This is a genomic window from Flavobacteriales bacterium, from assembly GCA_020635795.1.
GTDB lineage: Bacteria > Bacteroidota > Bacteroidia > Flavobacteriales_E > Vicingaceae > Vicingus.
This window is the reverse complement of the sequence record JACJZD010000004.1, coordinates 147,743-168,929: the sequence shown is the minus strand read 5'-3', so window position 1 is coordinate 168,929 and position 21,187 is coordinate 147,743. Positions and strand designations below refer to the sequence as shown.

The 21,187-nt window shown below is 34.5% G+C and carries 19 protein-coding genes and 1 tRNA gene; 8 read left to right on the top strand and 12 right to left on the bottom strand.

Annotated elements, in window-relative coordinates; translation table 11 throughout:
• Nucleotides 1-40: 40 nt before the first annotated feature.
• The 5 genes from H6589_11035 (at nt 41) to H6589_11015 (ending at nt 2,891) form a co-directional block, all read left to right on the top strand.
• Nucleotides 41-742 carry a tetratricopeptide repeat protein gene (locus H6589_11035; protein MCB9175131.1) on the top strand — a complete coding sequence of 234 codons (702 nt, stop codon included), beginning with the start codon at nt 41-43 and terminating at the stop codon, nt 740-742.
• Between the two features lie 68 nt (nt 743-810).
• A tRNA-Ala gene (locus H6589_11030) sits at nt 811-884 on the top strand.
• A 48-nt stretch (nt 885-932) separates the two neighbouring features.
• Entirely contained in the window at nt 933-1,169 is a 237-nt protein-coding gene (locus H6589_11025; GenBank protein ID MCB9175130.1) for a GIY-YIG nuclease family protein, read from the top strand.
• Nucleotides 1,170-1,272: 103 nt separating this feature from the next.
• Entirely contained in the window at nt 1,273-1,509 is a 237-nt protein-coding gene (locus H6589_11020) for a GIY-YIG nuclease family protein (GenBank protein ID MCB9175129.1), read from the top strand.
• Nucleotides 1,510-1,757: 248 nt separating this feature from the next.
• Nucleotides 1,758-2,891, top strand: coding sequence for a saccharopine dehydrogenase NADP-binding domain-containing protein (locus H6589_11015; GenBank protein ID MCB9175128.1), 1,134 nt, complete (start codon nt 1,758-1,760; stop codon nt 2,889-2,891).
• Here the strand turns inward: H6589_11015 and H6589_11010 are convergent.
• The 5 genes from H6589_11010 to H6589_10990 form a co-directional block, all read right to left on the bottom strand.
• Nucleotides 2,884-4,263 carry an aldehyde dehydrogenase family protein gene (locus H6589_11010; protein ID MCB9175127.1) on the bottom strand — a complete coding sequence of 460 codons (1,380 nt, stop codon included), beginning with the start codon at nt 4,261-4,263 and terminating at the stop codon, nt 2,884-2,886. The genes H6589_11015 and H6589_11010 overlap by 8 nt on opposite strands.
• 9 nt (nt 4,264-4,272) lie before the next feature.
• A complete protein-coding gene (locus H6589_11005) occupies nt 4,273-6,366 on the bottom strand; it encodes a tungsten formylmethanofuran dehydrogenase (GenBank protein ID MCB9175126.1) in 2,094 nt (697 codons plus the stop codon).
• A gap of 117 nt (nt 6,367-6,483) precedes the next feature.
• Nucleotides 6,484-7,773: a sulfate adenylyltransferase subunit CysN gene (gene cysN, locus H6589_11000; protein ID MCB9175125.1), complete on the bottom strand. Its 1,290-nt coding sequence runs from the start codon at nt 7,771-7,773 to the stop codon at nt 6,484-6,486.
• 15 nt (nt 7,774-7,788) lie between these two features.
• Nucleotides 7,789-8,694, bottom strand: a complete 906-nt coding sequence (gene cysD / locus H6589_10995) for a sulfate adenylyltransferase subunit CysD (GenBank protein MCB9175124.1) — start codon at nt 8,692-8,694, stop codon at nt 7,789-7,791.
• A gap of 94 nt (nt 8,695-8,788) precedes the next feature.
• The gene (locus H6589_10990; protein MCB9175123.1) at nt 8,789-9,718 is read right to left on the bottom strand and encodes an outer membrane beta-barrel protein; all 930 of its coding nucleotides are present in this window, start codon (nt 9,716-9,718) and stop codon (nt 8,789-8,791) included.
• Between the two features lie 117 nt (nt 9,719-9,835).
• Here H6589_10990 and H6589_10985 point away from each other — a divergent pair, with 117 nt between their 5' ends.
• From H6589_10985 to H6589_10975, 3 genes are read left to right on the top strand one after another with little or no spacing between them, the layout of a single operon-like run.
• Nucleotides 9,836-10,789 (top strand): nitronate monooxygenase, encoded by a 954-nt coding sequence (locus H6589_10985; protein MCB9175122.1) that lies wholly within the window; start codon nt 9,836-9,838, stop codon nt 10,787-10,789.
• A gap of 2 nt (nt 10,790-10,791) precedes the next feature.
• Nucleotides 10,792-12,030, top strand: a complete 1,239-nt coding sequence (locus H6589_10980) for an insulinase family protein (protein MCB9175121.1) — start codon at nt 10,792-10,794, stop codon at nt 12,028-12,030.
• 2 nt (nt 12,031-12,032) lie between these two features.
• The gene (locus H6589_10975; protein ID MCB9175120.1) at nt 12,033-13,310 is read left to right on the top strand and encodes an insulinase family protein; all 1,278 of its coding nucleotides are present in this window, start codon (nt 12,033-12,035) and stop codon (nt 13,308-13,310) included.
• A gap of 1 nt (nt 13,311) precedes the next feature.
• Here the strand turns inward: H6589_10975 and H6589_10970 are convergent, their stop codons facing one another.
• From H6589_10970 to H6589_10940, 7 genes are all read right to left on the bottom strand, one after another.
• On the bottom strand, nt 13,312-13,998 hold the full coding sequence (locus tag H6589_10970; protein ID MCB9175119.1) for a hypothetical protein: 687 nt from the start codon (nt 13,996-13,998) through the stop codon (nt 13,312-13,314).
• Nucleotides 13,999-14,038: 40 nt separating this feature from the next.
• The gene (locus H6589_10965) at nt 14,039-14,419 is read right to left on the bottom strand and encodes a DUF1987 domain-containing protein (protein MCB9175118.1); all 381 of its coding nucleotides are present in this window, start codon (nt 14,417-14,419) and stop codon (nt 14,039-14,041) included.
• Nucleotides 14,420-14,444: 25 nt separating this feature from the next.
• Nucleotides 14,445-16,229 carry an acyl-CoA dehydrogenase family protein gene (locus H6589_10960; protein MCB9175117.1) on the bottom strand — a complete coding sequence of 595 codons (1,785 nt, stop codon included), beginning with the start codon at nt 16,227-16,229 and terminating at the stop codon, nt 14,445-14,447.
• A gap of 23 nt (nt 16,230-16,252) precedes the next feature.
• Nucleotides 16,253-16,696 carry a GNAT family N-acetyltransferase gene (locus H6589_10955; GenBank protein MCB9175116.1) on the bottom strand — a complete coding sequence of 148 codons (444 nt, stop codon included), beginning with the start codon at nt 16,694-16,696 and terminating at the stop codon, nt 16,253-16,255.
• Nucleotides 16,697-16,793: 97 nt separating this feature from the next.
• Nucleotides 16,794-17,969 (bottom strand): acetyl-CoA C-acyltransferase, encoded by a 1,176-nt coding sequence (locus H6589_10950; GenBank protein MCB9175115.1) that lies wholly within the window; start codon nt 17,967-17,969, stop codon nt 16,794-16,796.
• A 148-nt stretch (nt 17,970-18,117) separates the two neighbouring features.
• On the bottom strand, nt 18,118-20,496 hold the full coding sequence (locus H6589_10945; protein MCB9175114.1) for an enoyl-CoA hydratase/isomerase family protein: 2,379 nt from the start codon (nt 20,494-20,496) through the stop codon (nt 18,118-18,120).
• Nucleotides 20,497-20,747: 251 nt separating this feature from the next.
• Nucleotides 20,748-21,179, bottom strand: coding sequence for a MarR family transcriptional regulator (locus tag H6589_10940; GenBank protein ID MCB9175113.1), 432 nt, complete (start codon nt 21,177-21,179; stop codon nt 20,748-20,750).
• Between the last annotated feature and the right edge of the window lie 8 nt (nt 21,180-21,187).

The following is a 21,187-nucleotide window of genomic DNA, read 5'->3' as shown; positions in this document are numbered from 1 at the left end:
TACTTCTTACATTTACTATTCTCTTTATATTAGATAGAATATGAAACTATACTCCATAATTATTTGTTGTCTTTTAATGGGCTGTTCTGATTCCTCATTAGAAAATAAAGAACAGAATAAAGAAGAAGTTATTGTTATCGATGAATATACATTAAGTGCTGAGGAAGAATTATTAAGTACTGAAGAAAAAAGTATGAAAAGCGCAGAATTTGCAATGGCAGGACTTGATAAACATAATGAAAAGAAATATGTTGAAGCAATTGTTATTTATATTAAAGCAATAGCTTTTGACCCTAATAATAGTATAAATTATAATTGGAGAGGTAATTCCATGGTAGCATTAGGTGATTATGATAAAGCTATTAAAGATTATAGTAAATCAATTGAGCTTTCGTTGCCAGGTGGAAATGAATATGGATATTCTGGCAGGGCATATGCTAAGCTCCTCAAAAGTGACTTTGAAGGTGCTATAAAAGATTATTCTTTAGCAATTTTTTATAATGAAGATGAGGTCTATTTTTTTAATAGAGGATTGGCTAAATATTACTTAAAAGATTATGTCGGTTCGATTGAAGATTGTACTAAAGCTATTGAATTAAATGAACATAATATTGATGCTTATGGAATAAGAGCAGATTCAAAATTTGAATTGGGAGATAAGTCTGGAGCATGCTTAGATTGGAAATATGCTAAGAGTCAGAACCACAAAGAAGATTTAGAAAGAGAAAAATACTGTAAATAAGAAAACCTTATATTTTAAAATATTAAAATCACTCCTATACATAGAAATTATTACATTTACACCCGATTGGGGAATTAGCTCATTTGGCTAGAGCGCTTGCCTGGCAGGCAAGAGGTGGTCGGTTCGATTCCGATATTCTCCACTTTATTAAAAGCATCCGTCAATTGACTGATGCTTTTTTATTTAATTTATGTATTTCGTTTACATCTTATATTCTTCCAATATCGACAAATACTATGTCGGTCAAACTGAAAATTTGGAACGCAGATTATCTGAACACAACACAAGGAAAAATCTTGGTGCTTCTGATTGGCAAATCAAATATTTTGAAACCTTTGAGAATAGAAGCGAAGCTGTAAAAAGAGAATCTGAAATCAAAGCTAAAAAAAGAAGAACATATTTAGAATGGTTAATTTCTAAAGTTTAATAGAGCGTCCCGCAGTATTGCGGGAAGGTGGTCGGTTCGATTCCGATATTCTCCACTTTATTAAAAGCATCCGTCAATTGACTGATGCTTTTTTATTTAATTTATGTATTTCGTTTACATCTTATATTCTTCCAATATCGACAAATACTATGTCGGTCAAACTGAAAATTTGGAACGCAGATTATCTGAACACAACACAAGGAAAAATCTTGGTGCTTCTGATTGGCAAATCAAATATTTTGAAACCTTTGAGAATAGAAGCGAAGCTGTAAAAAGAGAATCTGAAATCAAAGCTAAAAAAAGAAGAACATATTTAGAATGGTTAATTTCTAAAGTTTAATAGAGCGTCCCGCAGTATTGCGGGAAGGTGGTCGGTTCGATTCCGATATTCTCCACTTTATTAAAAGCATCCGTCATTTGATGAATGTTTTTTTTTGTTTTCACCCCTCTGTGTCTCCCCTCTAAAGGGGAGAATTTCCTCCCTTGAGGGAGGATAAAGGTGGGTGATAAAATAAAACATTACTTATCAATAGATTTTCATTTCAGGTTAACTCCATTTTTGTTTATTTTCACAAAAAATTTAATGATATGAGTAAAATTATTGTTTTAGGAGCCGGAATGGTTGGAAGTGCAATGGCTATTGATTTAACTAAAAAACACCAAGTAACCGTTACCGATAGAAGCGAACAAGTTTTAGATAAGGTAAAATCTAAATGTAACGATTTAAGCACTCAAATACTTGATGTTACAGATATTGCTAAACTAAAATCGAATCTTTCAAGTTATGATTTGGTAATTTGTGCAGTTCCAGGGTTTTTAGGTTATAACACCTTAAAAGCAATAATTGAAGCTGAAAAAAATGTCATTGACATCTCTTTCTTTCCAGAAAACTCATTGGATTTAGATACTTTAGCCAAGCAAAAAAATGTAACGGCTATTGTTGATTGTGGCGTTGCTCCGGGTATGGACAACATTATTTTAGGCTATTACAACGAAAAACTAAAATTGACCGATTTTGAATGTTTGGTTGGCGGTTTACCAAAAGTAAAAAAATGGCCTTTTTGCTACAAAGCACCTTTTTCGCCAATGGATGTGATTGAAGAATACACTCGCCCTGCTAGATATGTCGAAAATAGCCATGTAGTAGTTAAAGAAGCCTTAACCGATTGCGAATACATTGAATTTGATAAAGTTGGAACATTAGAATCGTTTAACAGCGATGGTTTACGCTCCATCATTTTTACGATGCCACATATTAAAAACATGAAAGAGAAAACCTTACGTTATCCTGGTCATGTGGAGTATATAAAAGTGTTGAAAGAAAGTGGCTTTTTTAATACGGAAGCCATAGAGGTGAACGGACAAAAAATTGCTCCGTTAGATTTTACCAGCAAAATATTGTTTAACGAATGGAAATTGGGTGAAACAGAAGCAGAATTGACTGTTATGCGCGTTACTGTAAAAGGAATAAACGCAATCGGAAAAGAAGAAACCATCGTTTACAATTTATACGACGAATACAATCCAACAACAAAAACATCGTCAATGGCACGAACAACAGGTTATACAGCTACTGCTGCCGCTAATATGTTTTTAGATGGTTTATTTCAAGAAAAAGGAGTTTTTCCACCAGAATTAGTCGGAAAACACGAAGCTTGTTTCAATTACTTTATCAAGTATTTGGAAGAAAGAGGAGTGGTTTATACAAAAACTGTTAGTTAGTCTTTATTACCAACAGTTTATCTTGTAACATTTCGTTAATGGTGTATTGAATTCCTCCTACTCCAATTCCTGAAGATTTTCGTCCGCCAAAAGGCATCCAATCTACTCGGAAAGCAGTGTGATCGTTTATCATAACTGCTGCGGCATTCAATTGTTTTGAGATGGAAAAAGCTTTATCAATGTTTTTGGTAAAAACTGCTGCTTGAAAAGCAAAAGACAATGCATTGGCTTGATTTATGGCTTCTTCAATTTTTTTGTAGGTATAAATACAAATTACTGGTCCAAAAATTTCTTGAACAGATACTTTTGAATTTTTGTTTGGATTCAATAATACGGTTGGTTCAAAACACGATGAAGATATTCTTTTTCCACCACAAAGCAATTCAGCTCCTTCGTTTATGGCTTCATTCACCCAAGCCTCAACCCTATCTACTTCTGTTGGTAAAATTAATGGTCCCACCTGTGTTTTTTCATCGAGTGGATTTCCAACTTTTGTATTATTTGTTGCTTTAACTAACAAAGGTAAAAACTTATCCAAAAACTGCTCGTGAACAAAAACTCGTTGCACGGAAACACAAACTTGTCCTGCATGGTAAAAGCCACCTTTTACTATGGCTGGAATCAACTCAGCAACATCAGCATCTTGCTCGACAATTACTGGAGCCACACCACCATGTTCTAAAGCAATTCGAGTTCCTGGAGCAATTTTAGAACGTAAATACCAACCAACTTTAGCAGAACCAATAAACGTTAAATAGTTAACTCGTGTATCTGTTGCTAATTTTTCCGCCAACTCATCTTCACAAATAATAAGCTGACACCAATCTCTTGGCAAACCTGCTTCTTTCAATATTTCAACAAACTCTATACACGATAATGGTGTGGTTAACGCTGGTTTAACGATAACTGGGCAACCAGCAGCAATAGCCGTAGCTACTTGGTGTACAATTAAGTTTAGTGGATGATTAAAGGCACTTATCGCCACCACCACTCCAATTGGTTCTTTGGTTGTAAATGATATTCGGTTTGTTGAAGATGGAGTTAATCCCATTGGAATTTCTTCTCCATGCAATTGATTAATCGTTTGAGCAGCTATCTTTACTCCATTTATAGCCCTTAAAACCTCAACCTTTGAGTCCATTAATGGTTTTCCGCCTTCTTTGGTTGCTAAATCTGCCAAATAATCTTCTCGTGAAGTCATTATTTCGACAACACGCTCCAATATAGCTACTCGCTGAAAAGCGGGCATCCAATTCTGTTTATCGTTAAAAACAGCTGTAGCCTTATGTAAAGCTCTTTCAACATCTTCGACAGTATTTAAAGGTATTTCCTTAATTAATTCTTGATTGTAAGGAGAAAATACTTTTAACATGTCGGGATTTTAATAATTTAAAAGTGCTTGAAGTGCCTTAGCAACTTTATCTCCATTTGGCAACAATGTTGCTTCTAACACAGAGTTTAAAGGAATTGCAGGTGTATCAATCGATCCTACAATTTCAATTGGAGCATCCAAATGCTTAAAGCAATTCTTTTGAATTCGAGCAGCCAATCCTAAGGTAAAACTATTTTCAACAGATTCTTCAGTCACCAACATCACCTTGTTGTGTCTTTTCGTTGCAGCATACATCGCTTCTTCATCAATCGGATTTAATGTTCTTAAATCAATAATTTCAATTTGACCTTTAAACTGTTTTGATGCTTCTAAACTCCAATACACACCTCTACCATAAGTGATAATAACAGCACTCTCTCCATTTTCAATTTTATCTGCATCCGCTTCAATTACTGTTCTTGCTTTTCCAAAAGGGATTACATAATCTTCATCAGGCTCAACCGTTTTTGCTCCTTCGGTACCTTTAATTTTACTCCAGTATAACCCTTTGTGTTCAAAAATTACAACAGGATTTGGGTCGTAGTATGCCGATTTTAGTAAACCTTTTAAATCTGCACCTGTTGATGGATAAGCTACTTTTACACCTCTAATTTGTGTTACAACAGATTCAACACTTGAAGAGTGATATGGACCACCAGAACCATAAGCTCCAATTGGAACTCTTAAAATCATACTTGCTGGCCATTTACCGTTTGAAAGATAATACGAACGACTGACCTCAGTAAACAACTGATTTAAACCAGGCCAAATGTAATCCGCAAATTGCACCTCAACAATTGGTTTTAAACCAACTGCTGCCATACCAACAGTACTACCAACTATAAATGCTTCCTGAATAGGAGTATTAAAAACTCTATCATCACCAAATTGCTGAGCCAATGTTGCCGCTTCACGGAAAACTCCTCCCAAACGACCACCAACATCTTGACCGTACATCAAACATTCCTTGTGCTTGGTCATTAATTCTCGAACAGCAAATAAAGCAGAATCAACCATTACAGTTTTATCTTTCCCTTTTGGTTCTCGTTCGCCCTTTTCCTCTGTAATTGGTGTCGGAGCGAAATGATGCAAAGTTAAATCTTCTGGTCTAGGGTCTTCTTCTAATAAAGCCAATTGATACTCTTTTTCAACCAATTCTTTTGCCTTATTCTCTATAGAAAGTAATTCAAACGATTTAACGTCTAAATCCAATAAATTTTGTTTGATTTTTGGAAAAGGATCGCGAGTAGCTGCTTCCGCCAAATCGTCTCTGTACCATTCTTTTCTCACACCTGATGTATGATGATTTAACAACGGTACTTTTGCGTGTACCAAAAAAGGACGACGTTCTTTACGAACAATATCAATCACTTCTTGCATTGTCGAGTACGACTCAATAAAATCACTACCATCAATAGTTCTAACTTCCAATCCTTTAAAACCTCTTGCAAAATAAGTAATATCTTGAGCTCTAGTTTCTTTTGCTGTTGCAGAAATATCCCATTCATTATCTTGAACCAAATAAATAATTGGCATTTGTTTTAACACCGCCATTTGAAAAGCTTCTGAAACTTCTCCTTCGGTACATGAAGCATCTCCCAAACTACAAACAACAACAGGGTTTTCTCCTTTATAATCTTCTGCAATTCCAATTTTTTCTTTGTATTGAATACCCATTGCCACGCCAGTTGCTGGTATAGCTTGCATACCCGTTGCCGAAGATTGATGAGGTATTTTTGGCTTGTCTGCATCATTTAAACTCGGGTGCGAATAGTAAGTTCTTCCACCTGAAAATGGATCGTTTCGTTTTGCTAATACCTGTAACATCAACTGAAAAGGAGACATTCCTATTGACAATAAAATACTATCGTCACGATAATAAGGAAAAACAAAATCTTGCGGTTTTAATTGCAATCCAGTAGCAATCTGAATTGCTTCATGTCCTCTTGATGTTGCATGAACATATTTGGCTGTAATCTCTTTGTTTTCTTCGTAAAGCTCTGTAAGCGATTTAGCAGTACACATTAGCTTAAAAGCTTCAAGAACTACTTCTTTAGATACTTTAGAATCCTTACCCACTTTTTTCTCAATAATTTCAGCCATAAAAAATATTTGAAGACAGTTTACAAAGATAAGAAAAAACACTGTTTTTAGCCTAAAAACAGAAAATCTTAACCCTTTACGGATTAAGATTTAAATTTTTAAAAGAATTTGAGGTAATTATTCAACAATCATACCTGCTCCAACAGTTTCATTGGTTGCTTCGTCTATTAAAATTAGACTTCCTGTAAAACGATTTCTAGAATATTTATCATACAACAATGGCTTCGTAGTTCTGATTGAAATACGAGCAATATCATTCATTTTTACATCCTTATCATCTTCCATTCGATGTAAAGTATTGATATTAATTTTGTATTTAACCTCCTTAACTACACATCTCACATCATTAGAAGTGTGCTTAATAGCATATTTACCGTTAAGAATTAAGTTCTTGGGATTAAACCAACAAACCATCACATCAATATCTTGACTAACCTCTGTTTGATTATTGTTTCTAACAATCATATCTCCTCTACTAATATCAATATCATCTTCTAACGTAATAGTTACTGACATTGGAGCGTAAGCTTCTTCTAATGATCCATTAAAAGTATCAATTGATTTAATTTTAGAAGAAAAACCTGACGGCAACACCGTTACTTCATCACCTGGTTTAAAAACTCCCCCTGCAATTCTACCTGCATAACCTCTATAATCGTGGTATTTATCAGATTGTGGTCGAATTACATACTGAACAGGAAAACGACAATCGATGTGATTGTAATCGCTACCTATGTGAATATTTTCTAACAAATACATCAAGGTAGAGCCTTGATACCAATCCATTTTTTCAGATTTGTTCACCACATTATCGCCATTTAAAGCAGAAATAGGTACAAACTGAATATCTTTCACATCTAGTTTAGAACAAAATGCTTCTAAATCTTTTTTAATTTTAAAGAAAACCTCTTCAGAATAATCCACCAAATCCATTTTGTTGATACAAAACACCACATGAGGAATACCTAAAAGAGCTGCTATAAAAGTGTGTCTTGAGGTTTGCTCAACTAATCCGTTTCTAGCATCTACCAATATTATGGAAAGATTAGATGTTGACGACCCAGTAACCATGTTTCGAGTGTACTGAATATGTCCAGGTGTATCAGCAATTATAAATTTACGTTTTGGTGTTGCAAAATAACGGTAAGCTACATCAATCGTAATTCCTTGTTCTCGTTCGGCTCTTAAACCATCTGTTAATAACGCTAAATTAACAGTCTCTTCACCTTTCTTTTTACTCGATTCCTCTATAGCCTCGTATTGGTCTGCAAATATTGATTTCGAATCATACAAAAGCCTTCCTATCAATGTACTTTTTCCATCATCAACGCTTCCTGCAGTAGAAAATCTCAATAACTCCATATCTAAATATGAAGAAGTTGATGGTTGTATTGTAGTTTTTTCCATTTCGTTTTTCTTCTTTTAAAAGTAACCTTGTTTTTTTCTATCTTCCATTGCTGCTTCTGAACGTTTATCATCAGACCTAGTACCTCTTTCTGTAGTTCTTGCAGCTGCCACCTCTTCAATTATTTTTTCAATGCTATCAGCATCCGATTCAACTGCACCTGTACAAGTTGCATCTCCAATTGTTCTAAACCTTACTTGCATTGTTTTAGTTGGTTCTGTATCTCTTTGCTGAATAAAATCAGTAGTACTCATTATTACACCATCTCTAACAAAAACCTCTCTGTTGTGTGCTAAATAAATTGATGGAATTTCAATTTTTTCCATTAAAATATATTGCCACACATCCATTTCCGTCCAATTACTAATTGGAAAAACTCTAAAATGTTCTCCTAAATGCTTTCTACCATTAAAAATGTTCCATAATTCAGGACGTTGATTTTTTGGATCCCATTGTCCAAACTCATCTCTATGTGAAAAAAAACGTTCTTTAGCACGAGCTTTTTCCTCATCTCTTCTAGCTCCACCTATAGCACAATCATACTTGTTTTGCTCAATTGTGTCTAATAGAGTAACTGTTTGCAAAGCATTTCTACTTGCATTAAATCCTTTTTCCTCAATTACTTTTCCTTCATCAATTGATTTTTGAACAGAACCAACAACCAAGTTAGCATCGTATCTTTTTACAAAATCGTCTCTAAATTCAATAGTTTCAGGAAAATTATGACCAGTATCAACATGAACTAAAGGAAAAGGAATTTTGGCTGGCCAAAATGCTTTTCTAGCCATGTGAGCAACAATAATAGAATCCTTTCCGCCAGAAAAAAGTAATGCTGGATTTTCAAATTGAGCAGCTACTTCCCTAAGCACATAAATTGCTTCCGATTCTAATTCTTGAAGATGAGTTAAATTATAAGACTTCATATTATAAATTTGTGAACAAAGATAACCAATATAATTTTTTAGCATAAAAAAAGAGCGTGTAAAACTACACGCTCTTCAATATTTTAAAGTAACCCTAGAATTTAGCTCTTGATTTTCTACGTTTACGTTTGTTTTTACCAAGAACCCAGCTATTTTTAGATTTGTAAAAGTTACTTCTACCACGAATTGCCCAACTAAAATTAACAGTTACAGTTGCGTAGCTATCATTATGTTCTGGATCGCCTCGTTTTCTTCCAGGTTGATACGTACTTGGGTAAGGTAATTTATCAGCATCAGGATTTTCTTCTCTTATTTGTGCCGATAATTCAGGACTACTCTTATCTGCTAAACTAGCAGTTAATGGATCTGTATGTGCGATATATCTATTACTTACATCATCAATGTAATCGGTAAAGGTCGTTCTCCAGCTAAATTCCATTCCTAAACGATATTTACGTTGAATAGTATAGTAGAATCCTAAACCCACTGGTACCGAAAGATTAATTAAACTATAATTCACTCCTTCTGTTTTTAAAGGTTGTAGAGCATACCAACTGCCATTTAATTCACCTTTTGGATTGCTATAAAATGCACCAACACCACCAAACACATATAAATTAAAATCTGATGTATAACGACCCGTACCACCTACATCATTTACTTTATACACATACAACTCAAGATGTGCATCCAATTCAACCATGTCATTTTTGAAGTTCAAGTTTCTTCCTCTCCTAGCAGGATTCAATGACTCCGAATCGTCCCCAGACAACCTGATATAGTTCAAAGATCCTTTTACAGCAAACTTATTTGAAAATCGGTAACGATAAAAACCTCCTAAATTCCACCGTGTAAAGTTCAACTTCATATCAGCAGGTCCACTTCTTCGTTCACCAATTCCTCCCCCCATCTCTCCTAAATAATTAGAAGCACCTAATGAAAAACCATAGTCTATGCGATACTGACTATACGCACCAAAAGACAATGTTAAAACAGCAATTATTGTAAGTAATATTTTTTGCATTATGGCAAATATATAAAAGTTATACAAACTGATGCACTTTAAATAGAAAAATCTATCTATTAAATTCTACAATTTGTATTTTCGTAAAAAAAACAAAGCTACATAATTCGTTTTGAAATGGAAAATAAAATTTGTTTACTCTTTAATATTAAACTCCCTGTAGTTCAGGGAGGAATGATTTGGAATAGCGGATGGAAATTAGCCTCAGCTGTTAGTAATGGTGGTGGATTAGGTTTAATTGGTGCTGGTTCAATGTACCCCGAAGTATTTAGGGAACACATACAAAAATGTAAAAAAGCAACGAATAAACCTTTTGGGGTTAATTTACCTATGATTTATCCTCAAATTGAGGAATTAATTCAAATCATTATCGATGAAGAAGTTAAAATTGTTTTTACTTCGGCAGGTAACCCAAAAACTTATACTAGTTTTTTTCATGAACATGGGATAAAAGTTGTCCATGTTGTGCCTGGAGTAAAATTTGCTTTAAAATGTCAAGATGCAGGTGTTGATGCTGTGGTGGTTGAGGGTTTTGAAGCTGGAGGACATAACGGAAGAGATGAAACTACCACATTTTGTTTAGTACCTATGACTAAAAAGGAACTGTCTATCCCAATAATTGCTGCTGGTGGTATTGCTACAGGAAGAGGCATGTTAGCTGCAATGATACTTGGTGCTGATGGGGTTCAAATGGGAAGCCGATTTGCAGCATCCATTGAGGCCTCTTCTCATCAAAATTTTAAACAAGAAATTGTGAATGCTAAAGATGGCGCAACCATGCTCACGCTAAAGGATGTCACACCAGTCCGACTAATTAAAAATAAATTTTATAATACCATATCAACAGCCATCCAAAAGGGAGCGAGCATTGATGAACAAAAAGACCTTTTAGGTCGCGGAAGAGCAAAAAAAGGGATGTTTGAAGGTGATTTAGACGAAGGTGAATTAGAAATTGGGCAGGTTGCTGGATTAATTGACAGTATAGAACCTGTATCAAAAATTATAGAAAATATTATGACAGAATATCATCAAGCACTTCGTGAATTAAATCAACCAACATATAAATTTTAAGCATGATAAAATTTGAGAAATTTACGTTGAACAATGGATTAAAAGTTATTGTACACCAAGATAATACTACACCAATAGTTGCTTTTAATTTACTTTACAATGTCGGAGCTAGAGATGAAGATGAAAATAAAACTGGATTTGCCCATTTGTTTGAACACTTGATGTTTGGTGGCTCGATTAACATCCCAAATTTTGATGAGCCTTTGCAATTTGTAGGAGGCGACAACAATGCTTTTACATCAAACGATATTACTAATTACTATATAACGCTTCCTAAAAATAATTTAGAAACCGCTTTTTGGTTAGATTCTGATAGAATGTTGAGCTTGGCGTTTACTGAAAAAAGTTTGGAAGTACAACGTCAAGTTGTAATTGAAGAATTTAAACAAAACTATTTAAATCAACCTTACGGAGATGTTTGGCTGCTTTTACGACCATTAGCTTACCAAAATCATCCATACAAATGGGCTACAATTGGAAAAGAAATATCTCATATCGAAAATGCTACGATGCAGGATGTGAAAGACTTTTTTTACAAACATTATTTGCCAAACAATGCTATACTTTCTGTTGCTGGAGATGTTGATGTTGCAGAAATAAAAAAATTAGCTGAAAAGTGGTTTGGGAATATTCCATCAGGAAATGTTCCTAAACGAGCCCTACCCATAGAGCCAAAGCAAAAGGAAGAAAGACGACTGAGTGTTGAACGAGATGTTCCTGCAAACGCAATTTACAAAGCCTACCACATGTGTAAAAAAACTGATGATGATTTTTATGCAACTGACTTGTTGAGCGATGTATTATCGTTAGGAAATAGTTCTAGGCTATATCAAGCATTAGTAAAAGAACAAAAATTATTTAGTGAAATTAGTGCTTACGTAATGGGTAGTTTCGATGATGGACTCTTTATTATCAACGGAAATTTACAGGACAACGTTTCTTTCGAAATTGCCGAAAAAGCTATTGAACACGAACTTACAAAGATTAAAGAAACACTTGTTCAAGCAAAGGAGCTAGAAAAAGTTAAAAACAAAATTATCTCTACTTTACTATTTTCTGAAACTAGTGTTTTAAACAAAGCTATGAATTTGGCTATTTCTGAACTTTTGGGTGATGCTAACGATGTAAATACCGAAGAAGAAAAATACATGAAAGTTACCCCAGAAGATATTAAGCAGATAGCCAACAAGATTTTAGTACCAACAAACTGTAGCACCTTAATTTACGCTAAAAAGAATTAAAAATGAATGTGTTAGACAGACAAACCCCTCCACAATATAAAGACATCAATCGGGTTGATTTTATTAATCCTGAAAACCATATTTTATCGAATGGTTTAAAAATTAATGCTCTCTCAGGCGGTAGTCAGGATATTGTAAAAATTGATTTTATTTTTAATGCCGGAACTTGGCATCAACCTTCCCCGTTAATTGCAAGCACCACCAACAACTTAATGAAAGAAGGCACTAAAAACTTTTCTTCGTTCGAAATTATTGATGGAATTGACCAATATGGTGCTTTTTTGCAAACCAGTGTCGATTTTGATAGTGCAAACATTACGCTATACTCGTTAAACAAACATCTCGAGAAAGTACTCGTTTATGTTCAAGACATTATTTTTAACCCCACTTTTGAGCAAAAAGAATTTGATATTTATAAGAACAACAGCCTCGAAAAGTTTAAAGTTTCGATGGAGAAAGTATCTTATGTGGCACGTAAAGAATCGATGAGGCAAGTTTTTGGAACAGATAATCCTTATGGCGTTGGCGCTGAATTAGTTGATTTTATGAACCTAAGCAGAGAAAAAGTTATTGCTTTTCATCAACAATTTTACAGCCTAAATAATTGCGAAGTAATTATTTCAGGAAAAGTAACCAACGAATGTATTTCATTACTTGAAAAATATTTTGGAGAAAAAACATCAAAAACAATTCTTCCTGAAAAAGAAACAACAAATACTTTATCAAATGAGCCTGATAAAATTTATATAGAAAAGAAAAATGCATTGCAATCAGCTATTCGCATAAGTAAACAGTTCCCGAATAAATTACATCAGGATTATTTTGGTTTACAAATTTTGAATACTATTTTGGGTGGATATTTTGGTTCTCGATTAATGAAAAACATTCGTGAAGACAAAGGCTACACTTATGGTATAAGTTCTGGAATTTTGTCACTACAACATGGAGGTTTCTTTTATATTTCTACTGAAGTTGGTAGTGATGTTACAAAAAATGCACTGGCTGAAATTTATAAGGAAATTCAACTTCTTCAAACCAAAAAAATAAGCAACGAAGAATTAGATTTAGTAAGAAATTACTTGATGGGAAAAATTTTAAAATCGTGCGATGGACCATTTAACATGGCAGAAATGTTTGAAAATGTGTATTTCTATGGTTTAGATTATGATTTTTACAATCGATACATCCACAAAATAAAAACTATTACACCAGAGGATTTAATGAGTTTAGCAAACAAATACTTAGTAGATTTAAAGGAAACAGTTATTGGGAAATTATAAATTAGAATTTAATAGCCAATCCTGTCCCGAAATAAACTCCTTTTAATTCAAAATCTAATTTCCAAGAATAATTTAAGTTCCCTACAAATGCTTTACCAGCAGAGCTTAATTCAGGCACAGCTCCATTATAGTTATACCCAGTATATTGTAAACTCAACAACATTCCAACATGATCTGAAAAAAATATCCGATCTGTTATACCAAATACTACAGAACTACCCGAACCAGTAATAGAACTTAAGAATATACCAGGATTTTCTTGATAAGTCCATTTACCACTAGCAAAACCTAGTCCTAGTGTAAGGAATAAATCATTTCTTTGAGCATTGAGTAAATGAAAATTGAAATAAAAACTAAAGTCGTTACTTTTTACGCTTTTAAGTGTATCCTTATCTTCTGCAGAAATAATATAGTTACTAGCGCCCAGTTTTAGTCCCAACCCTATTTTATTAGAAACTCCATATTCACCTCCTATTCTAAATACAGAACTCGCAGTACCACTTACATCAGTATCTGTAAAAGTAAATGCTCCAACCGATACAGTTGATGTTGTTCTAACTCCATAAGCTGCACCTCCTAAATCTAAATCAATATTCCAATTACCTTTTTCAAAGGCTTGAGAAAACAAATTAAATGAAGTAATAGTAAGTAAAACAACTAAAATTGATTTGAAGGATAAATTTTTCATAATTCTTTTTTTTACCAAATCTAATAAAAAAGAATCTAAATTAAATTTCTACTTCTTTAAAAATAAAATCGAAATCGAAAGAATCGTTATAATCTTCTCCTACTTCCTTCATGTCCACATCATCTGAAGCATAATACCAAACCACTGATAGTTTTGTTTTTTTATGTTGTTCTTGATTTACTAGACTAATGATGTCGTAAATAAATTGTAACGAACTGGTATTGGAATATTTTAATTTAAAAATTACTGTTGTTGAAGAACAAGGTTGTTCGATGTATTTTTTTAACCAAGTAAGAATTGGTCTATAAAAATCCATCGTATTTTCTATTAAAGAAACCCCAGAAATTTCAAATATTCCTGTTTCAGGATTAAAATCAATTCTGGGGCTTTTTAAAGTATTTTCTATTATTAATCGTTCCAATTACATCTAAAAATTGGACGCGAAATTAATAACAATATTTATTTTCAGCTATTAATTTTTCAGCAATATTTCTTCGTGCATCTTTAACATTCAGATTTGCTTGTTTTGTAAATCGTTTTAATCCCATTTGCATAATTCTTAACTCATCACCTTCCACAAATGAATTAATGGCATCTTTACCCGATTTATTTATTTTATCCGCTGCATCATAAATATACACATTCATCATGTCTATTTGATTTTGTAAAGTTGCTTTGTCGTTCGTCAAAGCTAATTTTTCAACACGTAACAAAATAGATTCAGCAACATAGGTCTCAATGGCCATGTCAGCAATACACATTAAAATTTCTTGCTCTTTTGCCAACTGCATCATTAGTTTTTGAGCAGCGCTTCCTGCAACCATTAAAATTGCTTTTTTAAATTTTTTCACTTGCTCGTGAGCTTGTTCAAAAATATCGTCGCTTCCTGCACCAAAATCAGGAATACTCATTAATTCTTTTGCTACTTCTTGCGCTGGACCCATTAAGTCTAACTCACCTTTCATTGCTTTTTTTAGCAACATATCTACCGTTAACATTCTGTTAATTTCATTGGTACCTTCAAAAATTCTGTTGATACGCGCATCACGATAAGCAGCTTCCATTGGTGCCTCAGCAGAATAACCCATTCCACCGTAAACTTGAACACCTTCATCAACCACATAATCTAACACTTCAGAACCATGAACTTTTAAAATAGCAGCTTCTGCGGCAAACTGACTGATTCCATCTAAAGTAGCTTTTTGTTTATCTACTCCTTGTGAAATCAAAGCTTGAATGGCATCGTCGATATTTTGACTACAACGGTAAATTGCAGACTCCGATGCATAAACTTTTATAGCTTGTTCAGCCAACTTATATTTTATAGCGCCGTATTTTGAAATTGGACGACCAAACTGATTTCTTTCATTAGCATAATTTACTGTTTTATCAATGATTTTTTTACAACCACCAATTGCCGAACCAGCCAATTTAATTCTACCAATATTTAAAATGTTTAAGGCAATTTTAAAACCTCCTTGTCTTTCTCCCAACAAATTTTCAACTGGAACTTTGCAATCGTTAAAAAATACTTGACGAGTAGATGAGCCTTTAATACCCAATTTTTTTTCTTCTGGATTTAGAGAAATCCCTTCAAAAGATTTTTCTACAATAAATGCTGAAAGGTTTTCATCGTTATCAATTTTGGCAAAAACAGTAAAAATATCAGCAAAACCAGCATTTGTAATCCACATTTTTTGTCCGTTTAACAAATAATGCTTTCCATCAGGAGTTAAAACTGCTTTAGTTTTTCCAGAATTTGCATCAGAACCCGAACTTGGCTCAGTTAAACAATATGCTGCTTTCCAAACACCAGTTGCTAAGTTTGGCACATATTTTTGGCGCTGTTCGGCGTTACCGTAATACAAAATTGGCAATGTACCAATACCTGTGTGTGCAGAGATTGAAACTGCGAAAGAATGTGCTCCACCAATTACTTCGGAAGTAAGCATACTTGTTACAAAGTTTTTTCCAAAACCCATGTATTCTTCAGGAACAGAAACCCCTAAAATTCCAAGCTCACCAGCTTTTTCCATTAATAATTTCGACAAACCTTCTTCTTGTTTTTCAATTCGCTCCAGATTTGGCTCAATTTCTTGTTTTATAAAATCAGCGCAAGTATCTGCTATCATTCGTTGTTCTTCATCAAAGTCTTCAGGGATAAAAACATTTCTTGGGTCAGTTTCCTTGATAAGAAATTCTCCTCCTTTGATTGTCTTATTGTTTTCCATAATATTTAGTTGTTATCGTTATACTAGTTTATTTTGTAATACATTAATTTGTGAGGTCCTATTTGTGGAACATCATAAAAATCTCCTACCACAGTAAAACCCATTTTTTCGTAAAATCCTAAAGCAATTTCTCTGGCATCACACCAAAGCAAATCAACTTTTCTATTTCGTAATTCTTGAATGGCAAATTCTATCACTTTTTTACCAAAATTTTCACCTCTAACCACAGGTGAAGTTGCCATTGCTCTTAACCGGTATTGTTGTTCTTCTTTAAATTTTTCGTTTCGTTGTATCAAAAAAGTTCCTATCGAAACTAATTCTTTCTTTTTAAAAGCACCAACATGAAATGTACCTTCCATATCATCTACATCTATACCACATTCATTCAAACTATTTTTATGAGACCATAAAACACTATACCTCAACGGGTAGGTTTGTTCTGATGATATTAGTCTAGTTTCATTCAATTTTTTACTTTTTTATACCTTAACCAACAAAATGCTTCAACAAACTCAGCATGATAGAGTTTGTTAAGCCCCTCCTTCGGAGGGGTTGGGGAGGTATTTACAACATTTCGTAAATACCAGCAGCTCCTTGACCTGTACCCACACACATCGTAACCATACCGTATTTTTGTTTTCTTCTTTTTAATTCGTTAAAAATTTGAACAGATAATTTAGCTCCAGTACAAGCCAATGGGTGTCCTAATGCAATAGCGCCACCATTCACATTTACTTTATTGGTATCTAAATCCAACCCTTTTATAACTGCAAGCGATTGCGAAGCAAAAGCTTCGTTCAACTCAAATAAATCAATATCACTTTGTTTTAACCCTGCATGTTTTAATACTGCCGGAATTGCTGTTAACGGACCAACACCCATAATTCTTGGTTCCAATCCAACCACCTGGTAACTTACCAATCGTGCAATTGGTTTGATATTTAATTCTTTCACCATTCTTTCCGACATTACCATTACAAAAGCAGCACCATCAGATGTTTGTGATGAATTACCAGCCGTTACACTACCGCCTGCAGCGAAAACTGGTTTTAATCCAGCTAACGCCTCAACTGTTGTTCCTCTTCGTGGTCCTTCATCAGTATCTACTGTATATTTTTTTGAATGACGTTTATTGTCTTCTCCAACAAATATTTCTTCCACTTCAATCGGAACAATATCATCTTTAAACAATCCATTATCTATTGCACTTAAAGCTCTTCTGTGCGATTCATACGCAAAAGCATCTTGTTCTTCACGAGAAATTTTAAAATCGTTAGCCACTGCTTCTGCAGTCAAACCCATTCCCCAATAATAATCAGGATTTTCTTTTGCCACTTTAGCATTCGGAACTATTCGCCAACCACCAAAAGGTATTGGACTCATGGTTTCAACTCCACCAGCAATAATGCAATCGGCCATGCCAGCATTGATTTGTGCTGATGCTATTGCAATGGTTTGAATACCTGAAGAACAGTATCTGTTCACAGTCATACCCGGAACTTTAACTGAGTCTAAGCCCATCATTGATATCATTCTACCAATGTTTAAGCCCTGTTCGGCTTCAGGTGTTGCATTACCAACAATCACATCATTAATGCGTTCTTTATCTAATTGAGGAAAATCCTCCATCAATCTCTTAATTACAGCGGCACTTAAATCATCTGGTCTTGTAAATTTAAACAAGCCTCGTGGTGCTTTTCCTACTGCTGTTCTGTATCCTGCTACTATATATGCGTCCATATTTCTAAATTATAGCCCCTCTTAATCTCCCCGAAGAGGAGAAATACTAAGCTGATTATTTTTCTATTTTTTTATCATTTCAATTTAACACACCCCTAACCCCTCTCAAGAGGGGAAACTCCTTACCCTTGGGAAGGTTGGGGTGGGATTAGTTTCTCAATACTTTTCCTGTTGTAATAATACTTTGTAATCTTTCTAATGTTTTGCGTTCGGTACAAAGCTCTAAGAAAGCTCTTCGTTCCATGTCTAGTAAATACTGTTCGTTTACTTCTGTTGGACTTGATAAATCGCCTCCACAAAGTACGTAGCCTAATTTTTCAGAAATTAACTGATCGTGTTCAGAAATGTATTTACCCGATTTCATTGAGTTGGCTCCCACGTATACAATACCTAAACCTTCGTTACCCAACACTTTAATGTCTTTACGTTGCAGAGGTTTAGTATATCCCTTATTTGCAAGATTTAAAGCCGCTTGTTTTGCATAGCTCAACTGATGAGCTCTACTTACCACAACCTCGTCAATACCTTTTCGTAAGTAACCTAATTCAAAAGCTTCTTGTGCAGAAGTTGAAACTTGAGCTTGACCAACAGTTAAAAAACGATTTCTTAAAATATTCAATCGCATTCCATCACCATATTCATCAGATGCACGTAAAGCAAATTCTTTAGTTCCGCCACCACCAGGAATAACACCTACTCCAAACTCAACCAATCCCATATAGGTTTCAGCATGAGCAACAACCTTATCAGCATGCATACTCATTTCGCAACCGCCACCTAAAGCTAGGTTATGAGGAGCAACCACTACTGGTATTGAAGAGTAACGAACTCTCATCATGGTTTTTTGGAAAGCTTGAATAGCGAAATCCAACTCGTCGTATTCTTGCTCAACCGCCATCATAAATATCATACCTACATTGGCTCCTGCCGAGAAATTATCCCCATCGTTTGAGACAACCAGGCCTTTGTATTTTTGTTCAGCTAAATCAATAGCCTTATTAATTCCTTCTATTACTTCACCACCAATGGTATTCATTTTAGTGTGGAACTCTAAATTGATGATTCCATCTCCTAAATCTACAATGGTAGTTCCAGAGTTTTTCCAAATGGTATTTTCTGCTCTTAGCGTTTCTAAAGAAAGCACTTTATCTGAACCTGGAACCATTTGGTAAGACTTCGATTCAATATCGTAAAAATATTTAGCTCCTTTTTCTACTTTGTAAAAAGATTTGATTCCTGCAGCCAACATTTCTTTTACCCACGGATTTGGCGTAATGCCCATTTTCTCCATTATTGGTAAACTTTCTTCCACTCCAATGGCATCCCAAGTGGCAAATGGACCTAACTGCCAGCCGAAACCAGCACTCAAGGCATCGTCAATTTTATATACCGCATCAGTAATTTCTGGTATTCTATTCGAAACATAAGCAAATAAGCCAAAAAACGATTTACGGTAAAACTCTCCTGCTTTATCTTGACCTTGCACCAAGGCTTTTGTTCTCAACCTCAAATCGTCAATGGTTTTTGCCAATTCTAATGTGGCAAATTTTACTTTTTGACCAGGTCTATATTCTAATGTATTTAAGTCTAATGTTAAAATTTCACTATTGCCTTTTTCGTCTTTTACTTTTTTAAAGAACCCTTGTTTGGTTTTTGAACCCAACCATTTGTTCTCCACCATTTTATTGATGTAACTTGGAATGGTAAAAATGGTATTCGCTTCATCATTCGGACAATTATCCTTAACTCCATTGGCAACGTGCACCAACGTATCTAACCCAACCACATCACACGTACGGAAGGTTGCCGATTTTGGACGACCCATTGCTGGACCAGTTAATTTATCAACCTCTTCAACCGTTAAACCCATTTCAGTAACGGTATGAAATAACGACATGATGCTGTAAACACCAATTCTGTTAGCAATAAATGCTGGAGTGTCTTTACAAACCACTGTAGTTTTTCCTAAAAATCGTTGACCATAATCTTCCAAGAAAGTCATCACTTCTGGATCGGTTTTAGGCGTTGGAATTAACTCTAACAATTTTAAATATCGTGGTGGGTTAAAAAAGTGCGTTCCACAGAAATGTTTCTGAAAATCTTCACTTCTTCCTTCCAACATCATGTGAATTGGAATACCAGATGTGTTAGATGTAATTAACGTTCCTGGTTTACGGTATTTCTCAACGTTTGCAAAAACTTGTTGTTTAATGTCTAAACGCTCAATAACCACTTCAATCACCCAATCGCAAGTTGCAATTTTTGATAAATCATCATCAAAATTTCCTGTAGAAATTCTACTGATATAAGACTTACTGTAAATTGGAGAAGGGTTTGATTTCAATGCAAACTGCAACGCATCGTTAACAATTTTGTTACGCTCAGCTGGTTTTTTCGAATCAGCAGCTTCTTTTGGTACAATGTCCAACAAAAGCACTTCTACCCCAACATTGGCAAAATGGCAAGCAATTCTTGAGCCCATTACTCCTGAACCCAATACTGCTACTTTATTAATTTTTCTGTTCATATTTTATTTCATTTTGTCATTTCAACTTTATGGAGAAATCTTCTAGGTTAGTTAAAAGATATCTCTTCGCTCGATATGACAGTTAATTTATATTTTATCAATCTTGTTACTTAACACACCCCTTCCGCTCTCTAGAGGGGAAGCTACCACACAAAGCCAACTTCGGTCTTCCATATTTGGACTTCACGCTAATTATTCTTTTTCTTTTCGTTCCTCTACGTAGCCCCTCCTTCGGAGGGGTTGGGGAGGCTTTAGTTTTCTTGTTTATACTTTTCTATCGTCTTATTTATCGTGTCCATTACTTCAAAAAAAACGTGAAGTTTACTTTGCGGAATTTCCTCTAAAATTAAATCATTAAATCCTTCTACTACTTTTTTCGCCAATTTTCTTTTTTCAACACCTTCGGGAGTTAAAAAAATACGTACCATTCGTTTGTCTTTTTCATCTTGCTTACGGAAAATCAAGCCTTTATCTTCCATACTTTTTATTATTCTACTCATGCTGGTTGCCTCCATACCCATTAACGGAGCTATGCTTGTTGCAGGAGTACCTTCTTTACTTATGGTAAGCAAAAAATAACCTGCCGCCTGTGTGCTACCATGCTTTGCAGCCACTTGGTTGTACATTTTAAAAATGCCGTGCCAAGTAGATTTTATTTGATAATCGATGGTGTTTTGATTCATTTATTATG

What these genes read in the sequence shown, in the direction of transcription:
- H6589_11015 (MCB9175128.1), top strand. Translation starts at nt 1,758, where the DNA reads ATGAGTAAAATTATTGTTTTAGGAGCCGGAATGGTTGGAAGTGCAATG.
- cysN (MCB9175125.1), bottom strand. Translation starts at nt 7,773, where the DNA reads ATGGAAAAAACTACAATACAACCATCAACTTCTTCATATTTAGATATG.
- H6589_10975 (MCB9175120.1), top strand. Translation starts at nt 12,033, where the DNA reads ATGAATGTGTTAGACAGACAAACCCCTCCACAATATAAAGACATCAAT.
- H6589_10990 (MCB9175123.1), bottom strand. Translation starts at nt 9,718, where the DNA reads ATGCAAAAAATATTACTTACAATAATTGCTGTTTTAACATTGTCTTTT.
- H6589_11020 (MCB9175129.1), top strand. Translation starts at nt 1,273, where the DNA reads ATGTATTTCGTTTACATCTTATATTCTTCCAATATCGACAAATACTAT.
- H6589_11035 (MCB9175131.1), top strand. Translation starts at nt 41, where the DNA reads ATGAAACTATACTCCATAATTATTTGTTGTCTTTTAATGGGCTGTTCT.
- H6589_10945 (MCB9175114.1), bottom strand. Translation starts at nt 20,496, where the DNA reads ATGAACAGAAAAATTAATAAAGTAGCAGTATTGGGTTCAGGAGTAATG.
- H6589_11010 (MCB9175127.1), bottom strand. Translation starts at nt 4,263, where the DNA reads ATGTTAAAAGTATTTTCTCCTTACAATCAAGAATTAATTAAGGAAATA.
- cysD (MCB9175124.1), bottom strand. Translation starts at nt 8,694, where the DNA reads ATGAAGTCTTATAATTTAACTCATCTTCAAGAATTAGAATCGGAAGCA.
- H6589_11005 (MCB9175126.1), bottom strand. Translation starts at nt 6,366, where the DNA reads ATGGCTGAAATTATTGAGAAAAAAGTGGGTAAGGATTCTAAAGTATCT.
- H6589_10960 (MCB9175117.1), bottom strand. Translation starts at nt 16,229, where the DNA reads ATGGAAAACAATAAGACAATCAAAGGAGGAGAATTTCTTATCAAGGAA.
- H6589_10970 (MCB9175119.1), bottom strand. Translation starts at nt 13,998, where the DNA reads ATGAAAAATTTATCCTTCAAATCAATTTTAGTTGTTTTACTTACTATT.
- H6589_10950 (MCB9175115.1), bottom strand. Translation starts at nt 17,969, where the DNA reads ATGGACGCATATATAGTAGCAGGATACAGAACAGCAGTAGGAAAAGCA.
- H6589_10940 (MCB9175113.1), bottom strand. Translation starts at nt 21,179, where the DNA reads ATGAATCAAAACACCATCGATTATCAAATAAAATCTACTTGGCACGGC.
- H6589_11025 (MCB9175130.1), top strand. Translation starts at nt 933, where the DNA reads ATGTATTTCGTTTACATCTTATATTCTTCCAATATCGACAAATACTAT.
- H6589_10980 (MCB9175121.1), top strand. Translation starts at nt 10,792, where the DNA reads ATGATAAAATTTGAGAAATTTACGTTGAACAATGGATTAAAAGTTATT.
- H6589_10985 (MCB9175122.1), top strand. Translation starts at nt 9,836, where the DNA reads ATGGAAAATAAAATTTGTTTACTCTTTAATATTAAACTCCCTGTAGTT.